We start from the raw sequence: 24,311 nt of genomic DNA, 5'->3' as shown, positions 1-24,311 counted from the left end.
CTCAGGGCTTGCTGATCTCTACCGACCAGTCTGGGCCGGATTCCAGCTTGTAGGTGCTGGCGTAGTTGCCCATGTTGATGGCAATCGACAGGTTGAGCAGGCTGTTGATATAGAACAGCGGCTGGCCTTCCGGCACGTCGCCGAAGGTGTTCTCATACGGGGCAGTCGATTCATGCACCAGCTTGCCCTGCTTGAAGACTCGAATGCGCAGCTTGTCGTGCTGCTTCACCCCCAGTTGTTCCACCATGGCCTTGGGAATATTGGTCCAGACATTGCCGTACTGTACGTCCAGCACCGGGATCATGCCCTTGAGGGTGGCACCGCTACGCTCGGCTTTCTGATATGAAATGCGGACCACGCTGTCCAGTGGCAGGGCAGGGCCGACTTCTTCAAAGCGGATCTTGCCGGAAGCAAGGCGAGCGCCGGTATAAGCGTACACATCACGACCGTGGAAAGTATAGGACTCACCGGAGCCGGACAGGCGGTTTGTTTTTTCGTCAATCTGCCGCAGCTCGGCCACGCCATCACGCTCGGCAATCAGGGTCAGCAGGCCATTGTTCGGGTTGACGAAGTAGCGGCCATCCTTGGTCTTCATCACCACCGATTTGCGTTCGGTGCCCACGCCGGGGTCGACCACCGAAACAAACACCGTACCCTGCGGCCAGTAGTTAGCGGTCTGGTACAGGCGGTATGCGCCCACCCAGATGTCGTACTCCGGGACCTCATGGGTCAGATCGGACACGTTCAGCTGCGGGTCCACCCCATAGGCCACGCCACGCATGGCGGAAACGGCACCATCTTTCAGGCCGAAATCGGTCATCAGGACGAGTGGGGCGCGTGCGCTGGCTACCCCTGCCAGCAGCAAGGCGGATGCGGTCAGCAGGGTTTTCAGTTTGTGCAGTAGCATAAGGGGCTCCTGTCAGGTTTGAGGAGCCCCCAGCATAGCGCAGCCGTGCAGCCTTGCACACGACTCCGGGCCTGAGAGGTCGGCCCGGAGCGTATTTAGGACGGTTTCCTGAACTGGATGCTGCCATCGTGGGCGAGGTCGACGATGATGGTATCCTTGGCGGCAAACTGCCCGCTGAGGATGAGCTTGGCCAGCGGGTTCTCGATATGCTGCTGGATCGCCCGCTTGAGCGGGCGTGCCCCATATACTGGGTCGAAGCCACCTTCGGCAATTTGCGCCAAGGCTTCCGGGGTCACCGCCAGCCCCATTTCCATGCTGGCCAGGCGCTTCTCCAGCCCCGCCAGCTGAATGCGGGCGATGTTCTGGATATGTTCAGCCCCCAGCGCATGGAATACCACTATCTCGTCGATCCGGTTGATGAACTCGGGGCGGAAGTGGTTTTTCACTTCATCCAGCACTGCCGCCTTGACCTCCGGATAGGGCTGTCCGGTCAGCGCCTGAATCTGCCCGGAGCCCAGGTTGGAAGTCATCACCACTACCGTATTCTTGAAGTCCACCGTACGGCCTTGGCCGTCGGTCAGCCGACCATCATCCAGCACCTGCAGCAGGATGTTGAACACGTCAGGGTGCGCCTTCTCCACTTCATCGAGCAGGATCACACTGTAGGGTTTGCGGCGCACGGCTTCCGTCAGGTAACCGCCTTCCTCGTAGCCCACATAGCCGGGTGGCGCCCCCACCAGCCGTGACACGCTGTGCTTCTCCATGAATTCACTCATGTCGATGCGTACCAGCTGGTCTTGCGAATCAAACAGAAACTCGGCCAGCGCCTTGCACAGCTCGGTCTTGCCGACGCCGGTGGGGCCCAGAAACAGGAAGGAGCCATAAGGGCGGTTCGGGTCAGACAGCCCGGAACGGGAACGACGGATCGCATCGGATACCAGCCGCACCGCTTCATCCTGACCCACCACGCGGTGGTGCAGGCGGTCTTCCATCGCCAGCAGCTTGTCACGTTCGCCCTGCATCATCTTGCTGACCGGGATGCCGGTGGCGCGACTCACCACTTCGGCAATCTCCTCCGCGCCAACTTGCGTGCGCAACAACTTGGCCTGGCGCGGCTGGTCTTCCTGCGCTTCGGCCTGCTTCAGCTGGGCTTCCAGCTGTGGCAAGCGGCCATATTGCAGCTCGCTCATCTTCTGCCAGTCCCCCTTGCGGCGAGCCGCGTCCATCTCAGCGCGTACTTTTTCGATCTCTTCCTTCACCGCCTGGGAGCCAACCACCTGGGCTTTTTCGGCTTTCCATACCTCTTCCAGATCGTTGTACTCGCGCTGCAGGCGGGCGATTTCTTCTTCCAGCAGGCCCAGCCGTTTCTGCGAGGCCTCGTCCTTCTCGCGGTTGACCGCTTCGCGCTCAATCTTCAACTGGATCAGACGACGGTCCAGCTTGTCCATCGCCTCCGGCTTGGAGTCGATCTCCATCTTGATGCGGGCAGCGGCTTCGTCGATCAGGTCGATGGCCTTGTCCGGCAGGAAGCGGTTGGTGATGTAGCGGTGCGACAGCTCAGCGGCGGCCACAATCGCCGGGTCGGTGATTTCCACGCCATGGTGGATTTCATACTTCTCCTGCAGGCCGCGCAGGATGGCAATGGTGCTCTCCACCGAAGGCTCGTCGACCAGTACCTGCTGGAAGCGGCGCGCCAGCGCGGCATCCTTTTCGATGTACTTGCGGTATTCGTCCAGCGTGGTGGCGCCAATGCAGTGCAGCTCGCCGCGCGCCAGTGCCGGTTTCAGCATATTGCCCGCATCCATCGCACCTTCAGCCTTGCCGGCCCCGACCAGGGTGTGCAACTCGTCGATAAAGACAATGCTGTTGCCTTCGTCTTTGGCCAGGTCGTTGAGGACGGCCTTGAGGCGCTCTTCAAATTCGCCGCGGTACTTGGCACCGGCCAGCAGGGCGGCCAGATCCAGCACCAGAACCCGCTTGGATTTCAGCGACTCCGGCACTTCTTCATTGACAATGCGCTGCGCCAGCCCTTCCACGATGGCAGTCTTGCCCACGCCGGGCTCACCAATCAGCACCGGGTTGTTCTTGGTGCGGCGCTGCAGGACCTGAATGGCGCGGCGGATTTCATCATCACGGCCAATCACCGGGTCCAGCTTGCCTTGGCGGGCGCGCTCGGTCAGGTCCAGCGTGTACTTGTCCAGCGCGCCGCGCTGGGCTTCTGCATCCTGGCTGTTGACGGCGGCGTCACCCCGGATCGCGTCAATCGCAGCTTCAATGGCAGCCTTGCTGCCGCCGCATTCTTTCAGCAGTTTGCCGGTGTCGCCTTTGTCTTCCAGCAGGGCGAGCAGGAACATCTCGCTGGCGATGAACTGGTCGCCCCGCTTGCTGGCCGCCTTGTCGGTCAAGTTCAGCAGATTGCCCAGCTCACGCGAAACGGTGATTTCACCGCCATTGCCTTCTACCTGTGGCAGGTGTTTGATGGCTTGCTGCAACCCTTGGCTGAGGCCGGACAGGTTGACGCCTGCCTTGGCCAGCACGCCGCTGATGCCGCCATCTTGCTGTTGCAGCAGGGCCAGCAGCAGGTGGGGGGCTTCGATGAAGCCGTTGTCGTTCGCCAGCGCCAGGCTTTGCGCATCGGCAAAGGCCTGCTGGAATTTGGTGGTCAATTTGTCGAAACGCATGCTGCGATCTCCGGGTTTATTCTCATGAACAGGAGGTCGGGGTGTGCGGGCGGATTTTCAAGCGGCTGGTTTTTGCGCCAGGTCAAAGGTGCGCAAGCGGGCGGCGCCACGTACAATGGCGGCATGGACGATACCCCTCAGCCAACCACCCTGATTGTCTGCACCAAGCACCGCTTCCTCGGGCAACAGCCCAGTTGTGGCGGGCGCGGCAGCAAGGCCTTGCTGGATGCACTCAAGCCGCTGGCTGCGGCGGCGGACATCGAAGTCATCCCCTTTCCCTGTCTGGGCGAGTGCGAGCACGGGCCCAATATCAAGCTGGCGCCGGGGGGGCGCTTTTTTCATCAGGTCACCATGGCGCAGCTGCCCGACATTGTGGCGGCAGCCCAAGCCTGGCATGTTTCACAAGCAACGGAACACGATGAATAGTCTTTATCCGGTGGCATTGCCACCGCTATACCAGATTGCCGCGGATGTCAGCCGTGCCTTGAGCGAGGATATTGGCCATTGCGACTGGACCGCCCGGCTGATCCCCGCCGAGCGGATGGGTACGGCACGGGTCATCGCACGCGAAGCAGCGGTGGTGTGCGGGCAGCCCTGGTTTGAGGCCTGCTTTGCGCAGCTGGATGCGCGCTGCCAGATCGCCTGGCAGGTGGCGGAGGGCGCGCAGGTGGTGGCAGATCAGCTGCTGTGCGAGATCAGCGGGCCTGCACGGGCCTTGCTGACCGCCGAGCGTAGCGCGCTGAATTTCCTGCAGACCTTGTCTGGCGTGGCAACCGTAGTACGCCAGTATGCCGAGGTGGTGGCGGACCTGCCGGTGGCGGTGATGGATACCCGCAAGACCGTGCCGGGCTTGCGGCTGGCGCAGAAGTACGCCGTGCGAGTCGGCGGCGGGCAGAATCAGCGGGTGGGACTGTACGATGGCATCCTGATCAAGGAGAACCACATCCTCGCTGCCGGGTCGATTACTGCCGCGGTGGCGGCGGCGCGGCAATTGCAGTCCGGGGTGCCGATTCAGGTGGAAGTGGAAACACTGGATGAGCTGCGCCAAGCGTTGGAGGCCGGGGTGACGCTGGTGCTGCTGGACAATATGTCGCTGGCGCAGATGCGTGAGGCCGTGCAGCTGACGACGGGGCGTGCCCAGCTGGAGGCATCCGGTAATGCGACGCTGGATAGCCTGCGGGCGTTGGCGGAAACCGGGGTCAACCGGATCTCGATCGGTGCGCTGACCAAGCATGTGCGTGCCATCGACCTGTCGATGCGTTTCCAGTGAGCACGGGCTGGCACATTCGGCCGGCGACACTGGCCGACGCACCGGTGCTGGCCGCGCTGGGCATGCAAGTGTGGCTGGAGCGCTATGCGCAGGAAGGTATTCGCCCGGTCATTGCGGAGTATGTGTTGCAAACGTTTACCGAGGCGCAGCTACAGCACGCCTTGCGTGATCCGCATCAGCGTTTCTGGTTGGCGGAGCAGCAGGGCCATGTCGCGGGTTTCATTCAATTAGGATTGGGGCGACCGGACCCGATCCGGCAATTGCCGCAGCAGGTGGAGGTGGATCGCCTGTATGTGCAGGCGTGTCAGACCCGGCAAGGGCTGGGGCCTGCCTTGTTAGGGGCGGCGCGGGAGGTGTTGCAGGCAGAGGGCTGGCAGGGATGCTGGTTGACCGTCTGGCAGGGTAATCCGGATGCCATCCGATTTTATCAGCGAGAACAGTTTCAGGCGGTGGGTGTGACCTGGTTTGAGCTGGAGCAAGAGCGTCACGAAAACCAGGTACTGACGCAGGACTGGTAAGCCCTGCGTCAGTGACATCACTTTCAGTGATGGTGGTGATGGCCTTCCGGGTCGTGCGCGTGGCCGTGCTCCAGCTCTTCCTTGCTGGCGTCACGTACGGCGCCCACGGTGGCCGCAAAACGCAGGGTCTTGCCTGCCAGCGGGTGGTTGCCGTCCAGCGTAACCTTGCCATTGGCGATTTCGGTCACGGTGAACACCATGGATTCGCCGCTTTCGTCGTCGTCGGCCTCGAACATCATGCCTTCTTCGATGTCCTCCGGGAACAGCTCGATGTCTTCGTGGCGGATCAGGCTGTCGTCGTATTCACCGAAGGCATATTCCGGCTCCATGGTGACATCCACCTTGTCGCCCACGGTCTTGCCATGCAGGGCTTCTTCCACTTGCGGGAAAATGCCGTCATAGCCACCGTGCAGGTAAACCATCGGCTCCTGGCTTTCGTCAATCAGCTCGCCGCTGTCGTCAAACATCTGATAGTTCAGCGAAACCACGCTGTCTTTTTTGATTTGCATCGTCGTCCTTCCAGCCAGGCATCAAGCTGGCGCGGTGAAGTGTAAAAAGCCAGTGCCGCAAAGGCTGGCGGGTAGCACACCTAGCTACCACAAGCAGAACAGGTGGACCTGCAGTGCGGAACAGTCCAGTTGATCATTCTACCGGATTTTGCAAGGCGGGTCTGTGCCGACGGCGTATAATGTCGGCCATGCACGCACCAAATTTACCCATTGCAACCGATACCCCGCTGACCTGGCTGGGGGGGCTGACCGCACGCGAATTCCTGCGGGATTACTGGCAGAAGCGTCCGTTGTATATTCCCAACGCCTTCCCGGGGTTCTCGGACCTGCTCACGCGCGAGCAATTGCTGGCGTATGCCCGGCAGGAGGACGTGATCTCCCGGCTGGTGCAGTGTGGCGAAGGCGATGACTGGCAACTGGAGCACGGCCCGTTTACCGCGAAGCAGCTGAACCGCCTGCCTGCTGAGGGCTGGGCCTTGCTGGTGCAGAACCTGAATCATTTATTGCCGACCGCTGATGCACTGTTGCAACACTTCTCCTTTGTGCCCTATGCCCGGCTGGATGACCTGATGATCAGCTACGCCCCGGATGGTGGCGGGGTAGGGCCGCACTACGATTCTTATGATGTGTTCCTGCTGCAAGGCAGTGGCAGCAAGGAGTGGCAGATCAGCGTGGATGGTGACCGCAGCCTGATTCCGGATATTCCGCTGCGCATCCTGTCGAACTTTCAGGCGGAGCAGCGCTGGCTGTTGCAGCCGGGCGACATGTTGTACTTGCCACCACACTGCGCTCATTATGGTATCCAGCGTGGTGCTGGAACCACCTACTCGATTGGTTTCCGCACGCCTAGCCATCAGGAGCTGGCCAGCCAGTTCCTGATGTTTCTGGCAGAAAAAGTGGATTTTCCCGGCATGTATGCCGACCCGACTTTGGCCGCGCAGGCACAACCTGGCCAGCTGGACCCGCTGATGTTGCAGCAATGTACGGCCCTGCTGCAGCAAGTGCGCTGGGGCGAGGCTGAGGTGGCCGATTTTCTGTGCAGTTATTTGTCCGCCCCCAAGCAGCATGTCTGGTTTGATGAGCCCGCCCGGCCATTGTCAGAAACCACATTCGCCAAGCGGGCGCAGGCGCAAGGGCTGCAGCTGGACCGGCGCAGCCTATGCCTCTACCACGCTGGCTCAGTGTGGTTGAACGGGGAGCCGGTGCCGGAAGCCTTGCAGCAGCACCCGCTGCTGCGTGCGCTGGCGGATCATCGCGCGCTCGCGGCGCAGCCGATGCCGGCCGCCGTGCTGGACTGGCTATATGAGGGCTATTGTGCCGGATTCATTCATCTCGACTGAGCCCTTGCGACAGTTGATTGATTCGCGCTGTCAATTCGAGGAAGCGCTATTGCAATTCACTGCTGCAGTGCAGCAATCAATTTGCTTATTTGATGCGGACTGGCAATACCCGTTTTATGAATCACAGCAATGGCATGCTGCCCTGGAATGCAGGCTTCGATCCGACCGCAAGCGGCAGTTGCGCGTCGTACTGCGGGATGTGGACGCAGCCAGCCGCCGGGGTGAGCGTTTGAAGCATTTGCAGCGGCAATACAGCAGCCAGGTGCAGATTCATCTGGCGATTGATGATGCGGCGCGTCAACAAGATACGCTTTTTTTGGCAGATCAGTTATACTGTGCGCGGCGCGCGGTAAGCGCGCAGCCCAGAGGCGTGGTGGTGGCGCAGGATCTGTCTGCCATTCGTCCTTGGCAGGACCGCTTTGAAGAGATATGGGCGCAATCTGTTGTGGCGATAACAGCAACAGTGTTGGGCCTGTAGCGAAGTTTTTAAAAAAACCTGTAGCGTTTTTTGGTCATCATGCTAGAATTCGCCGGTCGATCGGCACTGTTGCTGGTTTACCGCTATTGCTAACTAGGTGCGGTCGCTTCGTCCAATCCGTTTTGCTCGTAACTTAGACTAAGGGAACTCAAATGAAAGTATCCGCTCTGCTGGCCGCTCTGTTGGCACTGACTTTGGCTGCTTGCAACAAAGACACCGGTTCTACCGCTTCCGAAGCTTCCACTCCGGTGGCCTCCGAAGCTGCTCCGGTTGCTTCCGAAGCCCCGGCTGCTTCCGAAGCCCCGGCTGCTTCCGAAGCTCCGGCTTCCGCTGCTCCGGCTTCCGGCGCTTCCAGCTAAGCTTCCAGCTGGCAAAAAAGCCGACCTGTACAGGTCGGCTTTTTTATTGCTGTTTTTCCTGACGCACCCGCCGGTGCGCCTGGGTGAGTCTACAGACCCAGCTCGGTCCACAGACTATCGACGCGCGCCTTGACGGCAGCGTCCATCACAATGGTCCGTCCCCACTCGCGGTTGGTTTCGCCTGGCCACTTGTTGGTGGCATCCAGTCCCATCTTGCTGCCCAGACCGGATACCGGGCTGGCAAAATCCAGATAATCAATCGGTGTTTGCTCCACCAGCGTGGTATCGCGGCTGGGATCCATGCGGGTGGTGATGGCCCAGATCACTTCTTTCCAGTCTCGTGTATCCACGTCCTCATCCACCACCACGATGAACTTGGTGTACATGAACTGGCGCAGAAAGCTCCAGATGCCAAACATCACCCGCTTGGCATGACCCGGGTACTGTTTGCGGATGGAGACCACCGCCATTCGGTATGAGCAGCCTTCCGGTGGCAGGTAGAAATCCACAATCTCCGGAAACTGCTTTTGCAGGATGGGCACAAACACTTCATTGAGTGCCACACCCAGCACCGCAGGCTCATCCGGCGGTTTGCCGGTATAAGTGCTGTGGTAGATTGGGTCAGGCCGGCTGGTGATGCGGTCGATGGTGAAGACCGGGAACCGGTCTTGCTCATTATAATAGCCGGTATGGTCACCATACGGGCCTTCGATGGCGGTCTGATAGCCGCTGGGGTCGTTGGCATCCGGATAAATATGGCCTTCCAGTACGATTTCGGCACGTGCGGGTACCTGCAGGGTGTTGCCCAAGCATGACGTCAACTCGGTTTTGCTGCCGCGTAGCAGTCCGGCAAACTGGTATTCAGACAGGCTGTCGGGTACCGGGGTGACTGCACCCAGGATGGTGGCCGGGTCGCAGCCCAGTACCACCGCGATCGGAAACGGCTGGCCGGGGTGGGCCAGTGCGTGCTCTCGGAAATCCAGTGCGCCGCCACGGTGCGCCAGCCAGCGCATGATCACCTGATTGCGGTTGAGTACTTGCTGCCGGTAAATGCCCAGATTTTGCCGCTGTTTGTGTGGGCCACGGGTCACCACCAGCCCCCAGGTGATCAGCGGTGCGACATCGCCAGGCCAGCAATGCTGAATGGGCAGCCGCGCCAGATCAACTTCAGCACCTTCCCAGACTACCTCCTGACAAGGTGCCTTGCGTACCGTTTTCGGCTGCATATTGAGGATCTGCTTCAGGATGGGCCACTTGTCCCAGGCGTCCTTCAACCCTTTGGGCGGTTCCGGCTCTTTCAGATACGCCAGCAGCTTGCCAATATCCCGCAAAGCGCTGACCTCATCTGCGCCCATGCCCAGCGCCACCCGGCGCGGCGTGCCAAACAGATTGGCCAGTACCGGCAGGCGAGGGCGGTTTGCCCCGGGCTGATAGTCGGGCTGCTCGAACAGCAGCGCCGGGCCTTCTGCTCGTAGCACCCGGTCGGCAATCTCGGTCATTTCCAGATGCGGAGAGACCGGCGTCTGAATCCGACGCAGCTCGCCCATCTGCTCCAGTTGCTGCATGAAGTCACGTAAATCCTGATAACGCATCATGAATCCTTGAAGGTCAATGCAGTTCGCGCCAATCGAAGCCGGTTCGCTGCCGGGCAACACCGATCCAGTCAGGTGTGCAGCCCAGCGCGGTGGCCAGTGCCTGCTGGGCCAGTTCGGGGCGGTTGTTTTCATTGCTGAGGTGCGCCGCCAGCAGGTGCTGCAGGCGGCTGCAGTCCAACTGTGTCAGCAACTCGGCGGCCTGCTGGTTGGCGAGGTGGCCGAGCGGACCGCGGATGCGCTGCTGTAGCCGGGCCGGATAGCGGCCCCGCGCCAGCAGGTCTGGCTCGTAGTTGCACTCCAGTACCAGGGCATCCACGCCGGTCAGGCAGTGCACAACATGCGGGGTGAGGCTGCCGAGGTCGGTTAGCACGCCTAGCCGGTGCTGGCCGTTATCAAAACGGTATTGCACCGGTTCGCGCGTATCGTGCGGTACCCGGATCGGGCAGATCTCCAGGTCACCGATCACCAGCGGAGTCGGGTCGTGACTGTCGAAGGGCATCAGTCGTGGCAGGCGGGTGAAAGGGGCTTGTGCTGAACTGAGGGTGCCGTGGCTGGCAAACACGGGTAGATTGAAGGCGCTCGCCAGCGCGGGCACACCGCCGATATGGTCGCCATGTTCATGGGTGACCAGAATGGCGCTTAATTGCGCGGGCTCCAGCCCCAGGCGGTGCAGGCCGCGCTTGACTTCGCGCAGGGGCAAGCCGCAATCCATCATCAGCAGGGTGCTACCGTGCTGGACCAGCAAGGCATTGCCCTCGCTGCCACTGGCTAATGCGGCAAAGCGCATGAAAACTCCGGTTGCCAAACAACAACGGCGAACCCGCAGGTTCGCCGTTGCCGGTGTTGCGGAAAAGACGAGCTTACTTCAGTTGCTCATACAGCAGGGTGGTGATCTTGGCGCCGATGGCGGTGCTTTCCGGCTGGCCATTCTTGTCCAGCACGCTCACCAGCGTATTGTCACCACTACCCTTGACCATCACGCGATACTGGATGATCTCGTTCTTCTTCTCTGGCGTGTTGCTGCCAAACAGCCAAGAGAACCAGCCGCCGCCACTGCTTTCCGGTTTGCGCTCGTCGCTGTAGCTGATGAAGTAGGTGCCTTCATTGCGGTTGCGGTCCACCACGGTAAAGCCGTTGCGGTCCAAGGCCAGCCCGACACGACGCCAGGCGCGGTCAAAGGGCTCGTTCACCTGAACCAGGCCACCAGTATTGCCCTTGAGCAGCTTGGCGCGTTCCACCGTATTGGTCTTGTCCGCCAGTGCGCGTCGCGCCGTGTTCTCTTCAATGCCCAGACGCAACATCATGCGGGTGAGCATTTCGGTTTCCAGCTCGGGCTCAACCGGACGGGGCTGCCAGACGGTCTTGTCCTTGGCCTCGTTGGCATACGCTTCGTACATGCCACGGTGGCTGATGTAGATTTCGGTCTTGCCGTCCGCACGACGCTCCATCCGGGTGCGGAACTTGTCGCGCTCATCGGTGGAGTACAGGCTGTCGAGCAGCTTGCCGAAGGTATTGCGGATGAAATCGTCCGGAATCAGTGCGCGGTTCTCGGCCCAGTCGGTTTCGATGATGCCGGTTTCCGGCTCGTCAATCTTGATGATGAAGCCCAGCTCTTGCCAGAAATCCTTCACCGGCAGCCACAATTGCTCCGGCGTGGCATCGACCACCAGCCAGCGGTCATTGCCGGCACGCTCCACCGTGACCTTGTTGACCTTGGGCAGCACGGTCGGCGAAGCCGTCTGTGGCTGCGCTGCAGTACCTTGGGCATAACCGGAGTAGGTGCTGCCGCGGTTAACGTCCGGCATGTTGTAGCGGTCGTCATAGGTCGGGCGGGTCAGGTCGGGCGGAACATCCAGACCTGGCGCCTCACCGGCACTGCGGTAATCGATTTTCTTGCCCTGGAACAGGTTGCTGCTGCAACCGGCCAGCAGCAGGCTGAGCAGGAGGCAGCTGGGGAGCAAACGGGTGGTGCGCATGCAGTTCTTTCCTGGTTGGGTCAAGGACGACGGATCAGTTCACCGGCTTGTTGCAAGGCTGCCAGCAAGACCGGACGGGCCGATTCGGACAGCGGAACCAGCGGCAGGCGGATGCCGTCTGCCATCAGGCCCAGCTGGGCTACGGCCCATTTGACCGGAATCGGGTTGGCTTCAATAAACAGTTTGGTGTGCAAACCAAACAGCGCATCGTTGATACGGCGTGCGTCAGCAATGCGGCCTTCTGCCGCCGCCTCGCACAGCGCATGCATGGCACGCGGCGCCACATTGGCGGTGACCGAGATCACGCCGTGGCCGCCCAGCAGCAGGAAGGCCAGCGATGTCGCGTCTTCACCGGAGTACAGGGCAAAGCCTTGCGGGACCCGCATGATCAGGTCAACGGCACGACCAATATCGCCGGTCGCATCTTTCAGGCCAATGATGTTTGGCAGTTGCGCCAGGCGCACCACCGTATCGTTGCTGAGGTCGGCCACGGTGCGGCCGGGTACGTTGTACAGAATCAGCGGCAGCGGTACGGCTTCGACAATGGCCTTGAAGTGCTGGTACAGGCCTTCCTGTGTCGGCTTGTTGTAGTAGGGCACCACCGACAGGCAGGCGCTGGCACCGGCCTCTTTGGCGCCACGGGTCAGGTTGATGGCCTCGTGGGTAGAGTTGGCACCAGTACCGGCGATGATGGGAATGCGGCCTGCCGCGTATTCCACCGCAAAGCGGATCAGCTCAAGGTGCTCGTCGACCGTGATGGTGCAGGATTCGCCGGTGGTACCGGCCACCACCAGACCATCGGTGCCTTCGGTCACATGATAGTCAATGAGGCGGCGGAAGGCGGTGAAATCAATGGCACCGTCCGCGGTCATCGGGGTGACAATGGCAACTAGACTGCCGGTAAGCATGGCGCAGGTTCTTTCCACAAGGGTTCAGCTGGCAGCGGATCGCGGCCACAAAGCCCCTAGTGTAACCGATTCACTTTGTTCCGGAAAATAGGCTGTGCTGCCCGGCTGAGGGAGAAGGTCAAAGCTGTGCTAAAATCAGCCAATTTGACATGACCATTCAACCACTTGGCGAGCGCCGGGTGGTTTTGCGAGGATCACGAGATTGCTCAGTACCAATAACATCACCATGCAGTTCGGCGCCAAGCCCTTGTTCGAGAAAGTGACGGTCAAGTTTGGCGAGGGTAACCGCTATGGCCTGATCGGGGCCAATGGCTCCGGTAAATCCACCTTCATGAAGATTCTGGGTGGTGACCTGGAGCCCACTTCGGGTCATGTGATGCTGGATCCGGGTGAGCGCCTCGGCAAGCTGCGGCAGGACCAGTTTGCCTATGAAGACTGCCGGGTGCTGGACGTGGTGATGATGGGCAATGTCGAGCTGTGGGCGGTGCAGGAGGAAAAGAACGCCATCTACGCCAATCTGGATGCGACAGAAGACGACTACATGCGGGCCGCCGAGCTGGAAACCCGCTTTGGCGAGCTGGGTGGTTACGATGCGGAAGCCCGCGCCGGTGCGCTGCTGATCGGTGCGGGTATTGACGGTAGCCTGCATAACGGCCCGATGAGTGAAGTGGCCCCTGGCTTCAAGCTGCGGGTGTTGCTGGCACAGGCGCTGTTTTCGGACCCGGACGTGCTGCTGCTGGACGAGCCGACCAACAACCTGGACATCAACACCATTCGCTGGCTGGAAAGCGTGCTGAATGAGCGCGCCAGTACCATGGTGATCATCTCGCACGATCGCCACTTTCTGAATTCGGTCTGCACCCATATGGCTGACCTGGATTACGGCGAGATCCGTATTTATCCGGGCAACTACGACGATTACATGATCGCCAGCGCCGAAGCACGTGCTCGGCTGGTGGCAGACAACGCCCGCAAGAAAGACCAGATTGCCGACCTGCAGGAATTTGTGGCCCGCTTCAAGGCCAACAAGTCCAAGGCCCGGCAAGCCACTTCACGGCTGAAGCAAGTCGACAAGCTGAAAGAGACTATGGTGCAGGTGAAGCCTTCATCACGGGTCAGCCCCTATGTGCGCTTTGAGCTGGACGAGAAGAACAAGCTGCATCGTCAGGCTGTCGAGCTGGCCGGGGTGAGCAAGGCGTTTGACAAGCCCCTGTTCCGTTCGCTGGACCTGATCATTGAGGCGGGGCAGAAGATTGCGGTGATTGGCCCGAACGGTGCCGGTAAAACCACGCTGCTGCGTACCCTGGTGGGTGAAATGACGCCGGATGGCGGGCAGGTCAAATGGGCTGAAAAGGCAACGCTCGGCTATTTTGCCCAGGACCATGCCGCAGACTTTGATTCGGATGACAACCTGTTTGACTGGATGCAGCAATGGGGACAGCAGGGTGATGATGATCAGGTGATCCGTGGCACGCTGGGGCGGCTGCTGTTCTCGGGCGAGGACATCAAAAAATCGGTGCGGGTACTGTCCGGGGGCGAGAAGTGCCGCATGCTGTTCGGCAAGCTGCTGCTGTTGCGCACCAATGTACTGATCATGGATGAGCCGACCAACCACCTCGACATGGAATCCATCGAAGCGCTGAACATGGCGCTGGAAATGTACAAGGGCACGCTGATTTTCGTTTCGCACGACCGTCAGTTCGTCAGCTCGCTGGCGACCCAGATTCTGGAGCTGGATGGCAGCGGTGGCTTCCTGCACTATCTGGGCGGCTACGACGACTACCTGAGCAGTCGCGGGCTGGAGTAAGTCGCCATGCCCTGATTGTGGCAGTGCAATCAGAATCATCCTGCAGAGAGGGCCTAAGGCCCTCTTTTGCTTTTGGGGGTACGCACAGTGTGCGCTGTGAATTTTTTGAATATATTGTTGATTTTAAAAGGTAATGATGAGTGGCGTTGCTGAAGGTGGCAGGAGTGAAGTAGCATGCGGTTTACGTTTACGCAAACTGCAAAAATTTGTGCGACGCAAAATATTGAGCTACAGTTCGCGCAGCAACTGTACCAATGAACAGAGGTCAGCCAAGTACTGATCTCGTTGTTACACACCATCGACGCAATTTGAATATTGAGGAAGGGATCGTCATGAGACTGCAGGGCAAGGTATCCATCATTACGGGCGCAGCCAACGGCATTGGTCGGGCAACTGCCGTGAAGTTTGCTGCTGAAGGCGCCAAAGTGGTGGCTTGCGATCTGAATACGGCGGCACTGGCTACCCTGGTGGATGAAATCAAGGCTGCCGGTGGCGAGGCCATCAGTTTCCAGGTTGATGTGACCAACAAGGAGCAAATCGCTGCCATGGTGTCTGGCACGGTGTCCGCCTATGGCCGTATCGATACCCTGGTGAACAACGCCGGCATCGTGATGGATGCACGCCTGCAGAAGATGACCGAAGAGCAGTTTGACAAGGTGATCGACATCAACCTGAAAGGCGTCTACAACTGCACCAAGGCCGTGGTGGACCTGATGGTGGAGCAAGGTTCTGGCGTTATTCTGAATGCGTCTTCCATTGTCGGCCTGACTGGCAATTTCGGCCAGACCAACTATGCCGCAGCCAAGTTTGGCGTGATCGGCTTTACCAAAACCTGGATGCGTGAGCTGGGTCGCAAGGGAATCCGCGTGAATGCGGTCTGCCCGGGGTTCATCGATACCACCATCCTGAAAGACATGCCGGAGAAGGTGATTTCCGCCATGGAAGAGAAGGTGCCGATGGGGCGTTTGGGCAAGCCGGAAGAGATTGCCAATGTATACGCCTTCCTGGCCTCTGACGAAGCCAGCTATATGAATGGTGCAGTACTGGAAGTGACGGGTGGCGTGACGCTGTAATCACGCTTTGCTCACCCTGAAGTGCTCGTTCAGCATGCCCTTTGGGTATGCTGGACGGGCGAAATGAAAAACGCGTCAGGAATGACGCGTTTTTCATTTGCACTTACTTCATGCTGTGGTAACTTCAATAAAGCAAGGGTCTGATGGGTGATCCTGCCAAGCAGGCTGAAAAAAACAAAACATAGCAAAAGTGAGGGGTCGCATGCTCAAGAATATGCGGATCGCCACCCGGTTGATGCTGGGTTTTGGCGTGGTGTCTTTGATGTTGCTGATCGTGCTGGCAATGGGGGTAGGTAGCCTGTCCAACCTCAAGGGAGGGCTGGCGGAGGCCAGTCAGGCCAGCAAGCGTGCCAAACTGGCCAGTGATTTGAATTCGTCCTTGCTACGCGTGGCGGTGGCTACCCGGACTGCTGTAGGGGACATGAGTGAGACGGCGATTGTCGGGAATCTGGCTCGCCTGCAAGAGGCGCGTACCGAACTGGACAAGGCTGAAGCCGAGTACCTGAAGCTGGATGCCGCCCTGCAATCTGATGAAGAGAAAAAACTCTTTGCAGATATTCGCAAGGACAAGGCGGCGATGTCCCCCTTGATCCTCAAGGTAGGGGATCTGGTGAAGAGTTATCTTCACGGGGTGGCGGCAGAAACCTATGAGAAGGAAATCTCCCCCCTCTCCAAAAATGCACAGGCTTCCCTGGCCAAACTGACGGCTTTGCAGAACAAGCAGATTGCCACCGCAGATGAGCATGCTTCCAGCACCTACAACGCAGCCTTGACCGGTTTGCTACTGGTAAGCGTGCTGGCGATTGCTGTGAGTGTGGGGCTCGGATTCTGGGTGACGCGCAGCGTGACCGGTCCGCTGCAACTGGCGGTCAATACCACCCGCCGAGTGGCTGATGGTGATCTGACAGTGCGCATCGGTCAGGTCGGCAATGATGAGACCGGCCAACTGCTGAAAGCCTTGCAGCATATGGTGGAACGCCTGTCTGGTGCGGTCGGTTCCGTACGGGGAGGGACCGAGCAGGTGAAATCGGCGGCGGAAGACTTGTCTCTGTCAGCACGGGACCTGCTGGGTAGTGTGCATCGTCAGTCGGAAGCGGCCACTGCAACGGCCAGTGCCATCGAACAAGTGACGGTCAGCATCTCCAGCGTGGCCGACGCCGCCAATGAGCTGCGTAATTTGTCGGGTCAGAGTCTGGAGGCGACCCACCGGGGGAGCGACAAGCTGGCGCACTTGGTGAATCAGATGAACAGCGTGCAGAATGCAGTGCGTGAAATTGCTTCGTCGGTGCAGGCTTTTGTAGGCAGCACCCAGAGCATTACCAGTATGACCAAGCAAGTGCGGGACATTGCGGACCAGACCAACCTGCTGGCACTGAATGCTGCCATTGAGGCTGCCCGTGCGGGGGAACAAGGGCGTGGTTTTGCCGTGGTGGCCGATGAGGTGCGCAAGCTGGCGGAGAAATCCTCTCAATCTGCGGTCAAGATTGACGAGATCACGCAAAGCCTCTCCTCCCAGTCGGCGGCGGTGGTGCAGGTGATCGAACGCGGCAAGGTATCGCTGGCGGCCAGCGAGCAGGCCGTGACCAGTGTCTCCGAGGCCTTGGAAGAGTCCCGCTCTGCTGTGGAACAAGCCAACCGTGGGGTAGATGATATCGCCAACTCGGTTCGCGAGCAAAAAGTGGCGTCTAGCGAAATTGCCCGCAATATGGAGCAGGTGACGCAGATGGCGGACCAAAGCTCTGCCACGGTGGATGCGGCAGCAGAGAAGGCCCAGCAAATGGAGCAAGCCGCTTTGCAGATGGCCGCTTCGGTGCAGACCTTCAAGCTCTAAGCGTTTATCGATGTCAAAAAAGGCAGCCATCAGGCTGCCTTTTTTCATGGGCTTGTCTGTCTGCCCTAGCCGTGGCGCAGTGTTACAGCCGTAACAGCGTATCCACCAGAATGGCAGCCGCCAGATCAGGTCGCTGCAGGCAACAAATCAGTGTGCTGGGTAAAATACCCCATAGCGAGCCATGGCCCCACTGTGGCCTCAGCGCTTTTCCTGCCAGCTCGACTCCGACCCGCGGTCAAAAGCCTGCGTCCTGCCAGTATTTCTCCAGCCGCTTGACCGAGACCGGGTAAGGGGTGCGCAGCTCCTGGGCAAACAGCGAAATGTGCAGCTCCTCCAGCATCCAGCGAAAGTCGTCCAGCTTGGGCTCGTGCCGCTTCAACTGCTGATTAAGGCTGGCGCGCGCCTGGTAGCGCTGCCACAGAACATGAAGCGCTTGCGCATGCCGCTGGTCACGGTCGCGTGCGGTCGGGTATTTCTCCAGCCGCAGCTGTATGCCCTTCAGATAGCGTGGCAGGTGTGCCAGCTGCGCCCACGGCGTCTGCTGCAGGAAGCCCGGGAAGACCAGCTGTTGCAACTGGGCTTTGAGCGTGGCTGCGAGTGGCCGGGTTTGTGCATCAGGCTTCTCCAGCTTGTGCAGCAGCGGTTGCCACAGAGCAGCGATTTCGCCCAGGGTCTTCAGCAGCCCCTGAGTCACGGCGGGCAAGCGGGTACGGGCGCGGGCGCGCTGCTCGTCAAAGGCCTTGCTGCTGCGTGGCAGTGCATCCTCACCAATAAAGGCGCGGTCGGCTACCGCCGTCATGAAGTCTTCCAGCAGCACATCACTATTACCCAAGGTGCGCAGCTGCATGGCAAGCTGTGTCCAGTTGGGCAGGCTTTTCTGCCATTGCTTGAGATGGTCCTTCAGCACCAATCGCAGCAGGCGGCGTACCCCGGCGCGGTGAGCTGCTCCGGCTTCCTCGGCGGTGTCCAGCAGCATCACCGCGACCGAGTCATCCATGTCGACCAGCGCCGGGTAGCCAGTAAGGCTGGCGCCATTGCGGGTGAAGTGCAGCGACTCGGGCAGGTCGCCGCAGGTCCATTCGGTCAGTCCGCTCTGCTCCAGTGGCGCGGCGGCTGACTGGCGGAAGGTCAGCTGGGCGGCTCCGCCCAGCTCGCGCTGCAGCGCCAGCAGGTCCCGCCCACTGGCCAGTTCTTGCAAGGCTTCATCCACCACCCGGTAATTCATCTGCAAGTGCGGTGGCAGCTCTGCAAGCGGCCAGTCTTCAACCCGCAGCGGCTGCTGGGTTTTCAATTGCAACAGGCGGACCAGCTCCGGCAGCAAGGGCTGGCCCGGGCGCAGTTTTTCCAGCAGTTCGGTGACGGTATCCGGCACCGGCACGCACAGGCGGCGGACCGGCTTGGGCAGGGCTTTGACCAGCCAGCCCACTTTTTCCCGCAACATGCCGGGGACCAGCGCATCAAAATCCAGCGGCTGCAGGGTATTGAGCAGCGCCAATGGCACTGTCACGCTGACCCCATCCAGCGGGTGCCCCGGCTCAAAGCGGTAGCTGAGCGGCAAGGTATGGCCTTTGACTGTCATCTGGTCCGGAAACAGGGCTTCGGTAACATGGGTGGCATCCCGTTGCATCAGCTGTTCCTTGCTAAGGAACAGCAGGCGAGGCTGCTTCTGCTCGGCTTCCTTGCGCCAGTGCTCAAAACTGGCGCCACTGCAAATGTCGGGCGGCAGCAAGGCATCAAAGAAGGTCACCATGCGGTCAGCGTTGACCAGCACGTCTTGCCGGCGGCTGCGGTGCTCCAGCTCCTCCACTTCCGCAATCAACTGCTGATTATGGCGGAAGAAGGGGGCTTTGCTGTCGTAATCAAAATGCACCAGCGCTTCGCGAATGAACAACTCGCGGGCTTCGCTGGGGTTGATCTGGCTGTAGCTCACCCGGCGACGCGGTACCAGCGTCAAACCAAATAGCGTGACTTTCTCGAAGGCAATCACCTGCTTGCTGCTACGATCCCAACGTGGGTCGAAATAGTGGGACTTCACCAGATGGCGCGCTACCTGCTCCACCCATTCCGGCTCAATCCGCGCTACGCAGCGGGCATACAGTTTGCCGGTATCGGTCAGCTCCGCTGCCAGTAGCCATTTCGGGCGGCTTTTCTTCAGCCCGGAACCCGGCGACACCCAAAAGCGGCTACCGCGTGCGCCCAGATAGTCGCCCTGTTCGGTGAGGAAGCCGGTATTGCCCAGCAGGCCACACAGCAGTGCTTTATGGATTTGCTCAAAGGTGGCTGGCGTATCATTGCTGCGCAGGCCAATCTCGGCGGCAATCGAGGCGAGTTGTCCATGCAGCTCACGCCACTCGCGCAGACGCAAGTGGGAGAGGAAATGATCGTGGCAACGCTGCACCAGCTTGCGGTTGGATTCTTTGTGTTTCAGCGCATCGGCAAACCAGTCCCACAGCTTCAGGTAGCTGAGAAAATCGGATTTGTCATCGGCAAACACCGCATGCTTTTGCGTGGCTGCCTCGCGAGCCTCTACCGGGCGCTCGCGCGGGTCCTGCATCGACAGACCGGTGGCGATGATCAGCATTTCCTGCAGGCAATGCTGGGCCTCCCCGGCCAGCAGTAGTCGGCCAATCTTCGGGTCCAGTGGCAGTTTGGCCAGCCGTTCACCCAGCCGGGTCAGCTGGCGTTGCTCGTCCACCGCACCTAGCTCGTGCAGCAACTGGTAACCATCATGGATGGCGCGCGAGGTGGGGGCTTCCAGAAAGGGGAAGTCTTCCACCGCGCCCAGTCGCAAGGCGGTCATGCGCAGGATGACGCTGGCGAGGCTGGAGCGCAGGATTTCCGGGTCGGTAAATGCCGGACGCTGCTGAAAGTCGGTCTCACTGTACAGACGGATACACACCCCGGCACTGACCCGACCGCAGCGACCGGCACGTTGTCGTGCTGCGGCCTGGCTGATCGGCTCGATCAGCAGTTGGGTGACCTTGGCGCGCGTGCTGTAGCGGTTGATGCGGGCCAGCCCGGTATCCACCACATAGCGGATACCCGGTACGGTGAGCGAGGTCTCCGCCACATTGGTGGCCAGCACGATGCGGCGCCCGCCATGCGGGGCAAACACCTTTTGCTGGTCCTCGTGCGACAGGCGGGCGAACAGCGGCAGGATTTCTGTACCGGCACGATGATGCTTGCGCAGCGCTTCGGCGGTGTCGCGAATTTCCCGTTCACCAGGCAGGAACACCAGAATGTCGCCCGGTCCCAGGCGGGACAGCTCATCACAGGCCTCGACGATGGATTGCTCCATATCGGTTTCACGGTCGTCCTCATCTTCGCTGAGTAGCGGACGGTAGCGCATCTCGACCGGGTAGGTGCGCCCGGAGACTTCGATCACCGGGGCGCCGCCAAAGTGCCTGGAGAAGCGATCGGCGTCGATGGTGGCTGAGGTGATGATGATCTTGAGGTCGGGGCGGCGTGGCAACAGCTGCTTCAGGTAACCGAGCAGGAAGTCGATGTTCAGGCTGCGCTCGTGCGCCTCATCAATGATCAGCGTGTCGTAGCCCAGCAGCTGGCGATCGCCCTGGGTTTCCGCCAGCAAAATGCCATCGGTCATCAGTTTGATACGGCTATCAGGCGAGACGTGGTCGGCAAAGCGGACCTGATAGCCCACCAGCTGGCCGAGCGGGGATTTCAGCTCCTGCGCGATGCGCGAGGCCACCGAGCGGGCGGCCAGCCGACGTGGCTGGGTGTGGCCGATCAGGCCATCCACCCCCCGCCCCAGCGCCAGACACAATTTGGGGAGCTGGGTGGTTTTGCCGGAGCCGGTTTCACCGCAGACGATCACCACCTGATGCTGCTGCAGCGCGGCGGCAATGTCGTCCAGCTTGTCATGAAAGGGCAGGTCGTTGGCGAAGTGAACCGTGGGCGTGCTGGCCAGACGGGCCTGACGCTGCCGGACAGAGCGTTCGATGGCCTGCTGCACGTCGCTGAGCAGCTTGTCATGCGGCTGGTTTTTGCGCTGGCGTTCCGTCAGCTGGTGCAGCTTTTTGCCCAGACTGTCGCGGTCCTTGGCCAGGCATTCGGCAAGTTGGGCGCGCAAGGCGCGCAGGTCGGTCTGGGCGGCGGTCATGGCAAAAGAGCGTGTGTCATCGAGAGCGGGGCATTTTAGCACGACCACTGCGTCTGAGGTGGCTTCGGGCATCTCTCATTCTGGCGTGCAGTGTTGCGGGAAGTGCAATGACGTATTGCGGGGTTTTAGCTGTAAAGCACTGATCATAAAGCGTATTCTCGCGGCCAGTCTTTGCCGTCTCTTCCCCGGTCAACCCGCTTGCTGCGAGGTGTGTGTGATGCGCTGTCAACGTTTGCTGTGCCTGCTGCTGTTGCTACCGTATGCGCTGATGGTGCAGGCGCGCCCATTGGTGATCGGGGTAACCTCATGGGTGGGGACTGCGCCGATCAATGTGGCCGATGCCAAAGGCTACTGGCGTGAGCAGGGGCTGGATGTCCGGATTGTGAAGTTTGAGGAGTACAAAGCGTTGTTTGCAGCCTATCAGGCGCGCAAGATCGATTTGATGTATGACATGACCGGCACCTGGGTAGACCTCTACCAACAGGGCGTACCGCTGATCATCCTGGGTGAGATGGACTGGTCCAATGGTGGCGACAAGCTGATCGCCAAGAACAGCCTCACCGACATGCAGAAGCTGAAGGGTCAGACCATCGGTGTCTACCTCAACCGTACGCCGGTATTGCTGTTGCTGGACCGCTATCTGCGGCAGTATCGGCTGCAGTTGGGCGACGTCAAAGTAGTGGAGCTGGAAGCTGAGCCCTTGACCCAGGCATTCATCCACAACAAGTTTCCGATGATCCTGCATTACGATCCTCCCGCGCTGGATGCCCGGCGCAAGGGGGATGGTCGGGTGGTGGCAGACAGCAGCCAGTTCCCCGGCATCATCCCGGAAGGGGTGGTGATCCACCCGGAGAGTTTGCGGGCCTTGCCGGAAGGCGAGCTGGTTAAATTCTTTGTCGGCTGGATACGCGCGGTGCAGTGGATCAAGGGCGGGTCCAGCTGGCAGGAGTTTCAGGCCATCCTCAACCAGCGCACCTTCGCCGGTGAGAAGCCTTATGCCTCGTTTGATCTATTGGGCATGCTCAATGCGGTGCGGTTCCATAGTCGGAGCGAAATGCAGCGCCGCAATGAAGAAGGTGGCGGCATGCAGGGCTATCTGGATGAGGTGCGGCAGTTCCTGCTGCAGAACAAGCGTCTGAAGCGTGATTTTGACAGCAGCACACTGGTCGATACCTCTGCCTTGTTGCAAGCCATCCGGCTGACTACGGAAGGGGGTTAACCCACAGCCCTTTGCATTCATGTAGAACAAACGTACAATAACGGCAAGTGCTACAACGCTGTGTATTGCCGTGACCCGCAAGATCATTCACATCGACTGCGACTGCTTCTACGCCTCCGTAGAGATGCGGGATAACCCGGCTTTGCGTGAGGTGCCGCTCGCGATCGGTGGCGCGGCAGACCGGCGTGGCGTGATCGCCACGTGCAACTACGTGGCGCGCAAATATGGGGTGCGCTCGGCCATGTCCACCTTCCGGGCGCAGCAACTGTGCCCGACGCTGGTTTTGCTACCTGCTGATTTTGCCCGCTACCGCGAGGCTTCCCAGCACATTCGCCGCATTTTTGCCGACTTTACCAGCATGATTGAGCCCTTGTCGCTGGATGAAGCCTATCTGGATGTCACCGGTTTGCCGCACTGCCAGGGTAGTGCCACCCGCATGGCTGAAGCGATCCGGGCGCGGATCGAAGCCGAGGTTGGCATTACGGCATCGGCGGGTATTGCACCCAACAAGCTGCTGGCCAAGATTGCCAGCGACTGGAACAAGCCCAATGGCCAATTCCTGATCCGCCCCGAGGATGTGGAGGCTTTCATGCTGACCCTGCCCGCTGCCCGCTTGTGGGGGGTGGGTAAGGTGACGGCGGAGAAACTCAAGCGGTTGGGGGTAGAAAGCTGTGCCGATTTGCAGCGCTGGCCGCTCTCGCGGCTGGTGCAGGAGTTTGGCCGCTTTGGTGAGCAATTGTACGAACAGTGCCGGGGGCTGGACCATCGGGCGGTGGCACCGGATGAGCGGCGCAAGTCACTGTCGGTGGAAAACACCTATGCGCAGGATCTGCCAGATCTGGCGGCCTGTCTGGCGGAGTTGCCGGAGCTGTATGAGGACTGGCAGCGACGCATGTCGCGCGCAGAGGGCTATGTGCCACACAAGGCCTTCGTCAAGATCAAATACGCCGATTTCAGCCAGACCACCATGGAGTGCCTCAGCTTTGCGCCCACGCTGGATACCTTTTCCCGTCTGTTGCACGAGGCCTTTCCGCGTGGGCAGCAGGCAGTGCGCCTGTTGGGTGTTGGCGTGCGCTTTCACGATGAGCCGGATGCGCCGCTGCAGATGAGCTTGTGGTAACGCTCTGGCCTTTGCTACCCTGTTGTCATGAAAAACACGCAACTTGTTTGTGGGCTGTTCGCCAGCCTGCTGCTGCACTCGGCACAGGCCGAGGTACGCGACTTCAGTGCCGAGATGCCGGGGCGGGGCAGCCCCCCACCACGGGCCGTCATGCTGGCTTTGTGGCAAGGGCTGGCAGCTGATGACCGGCAAGGGGTCCAGCACTGCTTGCAAGCTGACCAGCAGCCCAGCCGAGCGTGGATGCGCTATTTCCGGTTCTTTCCGGTGCGACTGAATGCGGATGCGGCACCTGACTATATCGTACTGCCCTCCACCAAGCCCTACTGTGGCGAGCTATATGGCGCGCATATTGCTGCCGCCTGGGCGGTGCTGGGCGGCAAATCCCCCCGGCTGGTGTATCAGGACCGGATGGACAGCCTGCGACTGTTGCCGGCGGTAGAGGGATGGCGGGTACTGCAGCAGGAGAACTTCTCGGCCGCGGGGGCTGAGGTGTTTCGCACGGAGTGGCGATATCAACAATCTCGATATCAGCCGTGGCGCTGCCTGATCATTGACCACGCCCAGAGGCGGCAACAGCAGGTGGTGTGCAGCACGCCCTAG

At 60.3% G+C, this 24,311-nt stretch carries 20 protein-coding genes; 12 read left to right on the top strand and 8 right to left on the bottom strand.

The features are described from left to right. Position 1: 1 nt before the first annotated feature. Complete coding sequence (locus ACE3O2_RS14040; RefSeq protein ID WP_374338494.1) at positions 2–907, bottom strand: S-adenosyl-l-methionine hydroxide adenosyltransferase family protein; 906 nt, start codon at positions 905–907, stop codon at positions 2–4. Positions 908–1,002: 95 nt separating this feature from the next. Continuing rightward, positions 1,003–3,588, bottom strand: coding sequence for an ATP-dependent chaperone ClpB (gene clpB, locus ACE3O2_RS14035; protein ID WP_374338492.1), 2,586 nt, complete (start codon positions 3,586–3,588; stop codon positions 1,003–1,005). 123 nt (positions 3,589–3,711) lie between these two features. Between clpB and ACE3O2_RS14030 the strand changes: the two genes are divergently transcribed. From ACE3O2_RS14030 to ACE3O2_RS14020, 3 genes are read left to right on the top strand one after another with little or no spacing between them, the layout of a single operon-like run. Next, entirely contained in the window at positions 3,712–4,014 is a 303-nt protein-coding gene (locus ACE3O2_RS14030; RefSeq protein ID WP_374338490.1) for a hypothetical protein, read from the top strand. Next, entirely contained in the window at positions 4,007–4,858 is an 852-nt protein-coding gene (nadC, locus tag ACE3O2_RS14025; RefSeq protein WP_374338488.1) for a carboxylating nicotinate-nucleotide diphosphorylase, read from the top strand. The genes ACE3O2_RS14030 and nadC overlap by 8 nt, the downstream gene beginning before the upstream one ends. After that, complete coding sequence (locus tag ACE3O2_RS14020; RefSeq protein WP_374338486.1) at positions 4,855–5,376, top strand: N-acetyltransferase family protein; 522 nt, start codon at positions 4,855–4,857, stop codon at positions 5,374–5,376. The genes nadC and ACE3O2_RS14020 overlap by 4 nt, the downstream gene beginning before the upstream one ends. Positions 5,377–5,399: 23 nt before the next feature. Here ACE3O2_RS14020 and ACE3O2_RS14015 read toward each other — a convergent pair whose 3' ends face one another. Beyond that, entirely contained in the window at positions 5,400–5,885 is a 486-nt protein-coding gene (locus ACE3O2_RS14015; protein WP_374338484.1) for a peptidylprolyl isomerase, read from the bottom strand. A gap of 188 nt (positions 5,886–6,073) precedes the next feature. Between ACE3O2_RS14015 and ACE3O2_RS14010 the strand changes: the two genes are divergently transcribed. The 3 genes from ACE3O2_RS14010 to ACE3O2_RS14000 all read left to right on the top strand — a co-directional run bounded on the left by ACE3O2_RS14010 (position 6,074) and on the right by ACE3O2_RS14000 (position 8,062). After that, positions 6,074–7,225, top strand: coding sequence for a JmjC domain-containing protein (locus ACE3O2_RS14010; protein WP_374338482.1), 1,152 nt, complete (start codon positions 6,074–6,076; stop codon positions 7,223–7,225). Further along, positions 7,188–7,703 carry a hypothetical protein gene (locus ACE3O2_RS14005; protein WP_374338481.1) on the top strand — a complete coding sequence of 172 codons (516 nt, stop codon included), beginning with the start codon at positions 7,188–7,190 and terminating at the stop codon, positions 7,701–7,703. Before ACE3O2_RS14010 ends, ACE3O2_RS14005 begins: the two co-directional genes overlap by 38 nt. Before the next feature lie 152 nt (positions 7,704–7,855). Next, positions 7,856–8,062, top strand: a complete 207-nt coding sequence (locus ACE3O2_RS14000) for a hypothetical protein (RefSeq protein ID WP_374338479.1) — start codon at positions 7,856–7,858, stop codon at positions 8,060–8,062. 89 nt (positions 8,063–8,151) lie between these two features. On the opposite strand, the gene ubiD is transcribed toward ACE3O2_RS14000, so the two are convergent. From ubiD to dapA, 4 genes are all read right to left on the bottom strand, one after another. Next, entirely contained in the window at positions 8,152–9,654 is a 1,503-nt protein-coding gene (gene ubiD, locus ACE3O2_RS13995; RefSeq protein WP_374338698.1) for a 4-hydroxy-3-polyprenylbenzoate decarboxylase, read from the bottom strand. Between the two features lie 16 nt (positions 9,655–9,670). Continuing rightward, a complete protein-coding gene (locus ACE3O2_RS13990; protein WP_374338477.1) occupies positions 9,671–10,444 on the bottom strand; it encodes an MBL fold metallo-hydrolase in 774 nt (257 codons plus the stop codon). Positions 10,445–10,517: 73 nt separating this feature from the next. Then, a complete protein-coding gene (gene bamC / locus ACE3O2_RS13985; RefSeq protein WP_374338475.1) occupies positions 10,518–11,633 on the bottom strand; it encodes an outer membrane protein assembly factor BamC in 1,116 nt (371 codons plus the stop codon). Between the two features lie 20 nt (positions 11,634–11,653). Beyond that, positions 11,654–12,541, bottom strand: a complete 888-nt coding sequence (gene dapA, locus ACE3O2_RS13980; RefSeq protein WP_374338473.1) for a 4-hydroxy-tetrahydrodipicolinate synthase — start codon at positions 12,539–12,541, stop codon at positions 11,654–11,656. Between the two features lie 202 nt (positions 12,542–12,743). On the opposite strand from dapA, the gene ACE3O2_RS13975 reads away from it, so the two are divergent. The 3 genes from ACE3O2_RS13975 (at position 12,744) to ACE3O2_RS13965 (ending at position 17,252) form a co-directional block, all read left to right on the top strand. Beyond that, positions 12,744–14,348, top strand: coding sequence for an ABC-F family ATPase (locus ACE3O2_RS13975; RefSeq protein WP_374338471.1), 1,605 nt, complete (start codon positions 12,744–12,746; stop codon positions 14,346–14,348). Positions 14,349–14,680: 332 nt separating this feature from the next. Then, a complete protein-coding gene (gene fabG, locus ACE3O2_RS13970; RefSeq protein ID WP_374338469.1) occupies positions 14,681–15,421 on the top strand; it encodes a 3-oxoacyl-ACP reductase FabG in 741 nt (246 codons plus the stop codon). Positions 15,422–15,623: 202 nt separating this feature from the next. Beyond that, the gene (locus tag ACE3O2_RS13965; RefSeq protein ID WP_168877597.1) at positions 15,624–17,252 is read left to right on the top strand and encodes a methyl-accepting chemotaxis protein; all 1,629 of its coding nucleotides are present in this window, start codon (positions 15,624–15,626) and stop codon (positions 17,250–17,252) included. A gap of 235 nt (positions 17,253–17,487) precedes the next feature. Here ACE3O2_RS13965 and hrpA read toward each other — a convergent pair whose 3' ends face one another. After that, positions 17,488–21,372 carry an ATP-dependent RNA helicase HrpA gene (gene hrpA / locus ACE3O2_RS13960; protein ID WP_374338467.1) on the bottom strand — a complete coding sequence of 1,295 codons (3,885 nt, stop codon included), beginning with the start codon at positions 21,370–21,372 and terminating at the stop codon, positions 17,488–17,490. A gap of 217 nt (positions 21,373–21,589) precedes the next feature. Here hrpA and ACE3O2_RS13955 point away from each other — a divergent pair, with 217 nt between their 5' ends. The 3 genes from ACE3O2_RS13955 to ACE3O2_RS13945 all read left to right on the top strand — a co-directional run bounded on the left by ACE3O2_RS13955 (position 21,590) and on the right by ACE3O2_RS13945 (position 24,311). Beyond that, positions 21,590–22,591, top strand: coding sequence for an ABC transporter substrate-binding protein (locus ACE3O2_RS13955; protein ID WP_374338464.1), 1,002 nt, complete (start codon positions 21,590–21,592; stop codon positions 22,589–22,591). A gap of 70 nt (positions 22,592–22,661) precedes the next feature. Then, positions 22,662–23,711: a DNA polymerase IV gene (dinB, locus tag ACE3O2_RS13950; RefSeq protein WP_374338462.1), complete on the top strand. Its 1,050-nt coding sequence runs from the start codon at positions 22,662–22,664 to the stop codon at positions 23,709–23,711. Positions 23,712–23,738: 27 nt separating this feature from the next. Further along, on the top strand, positions 23,739–24,311 hold the full coding sequence (locus ACE3O2_RS13945) for a hypothetical protein (protein WP_374338460.1): 573 nt from the start codon (positions 23,739–23,741) through the stop codon (positions 24,309–24,311).

The organism is Leeia sp. (assembly GCF_041909055.1).
Classification (GTDB): Bacteria; Pseudomonadota; Gammaproteobacteria; order Burkholderiales; family Leeiaceae; genus Leeia; species Leeia aquatica.
This window is presented reverse-complemented; position numbering and strand designations above follow the sequence as displayed.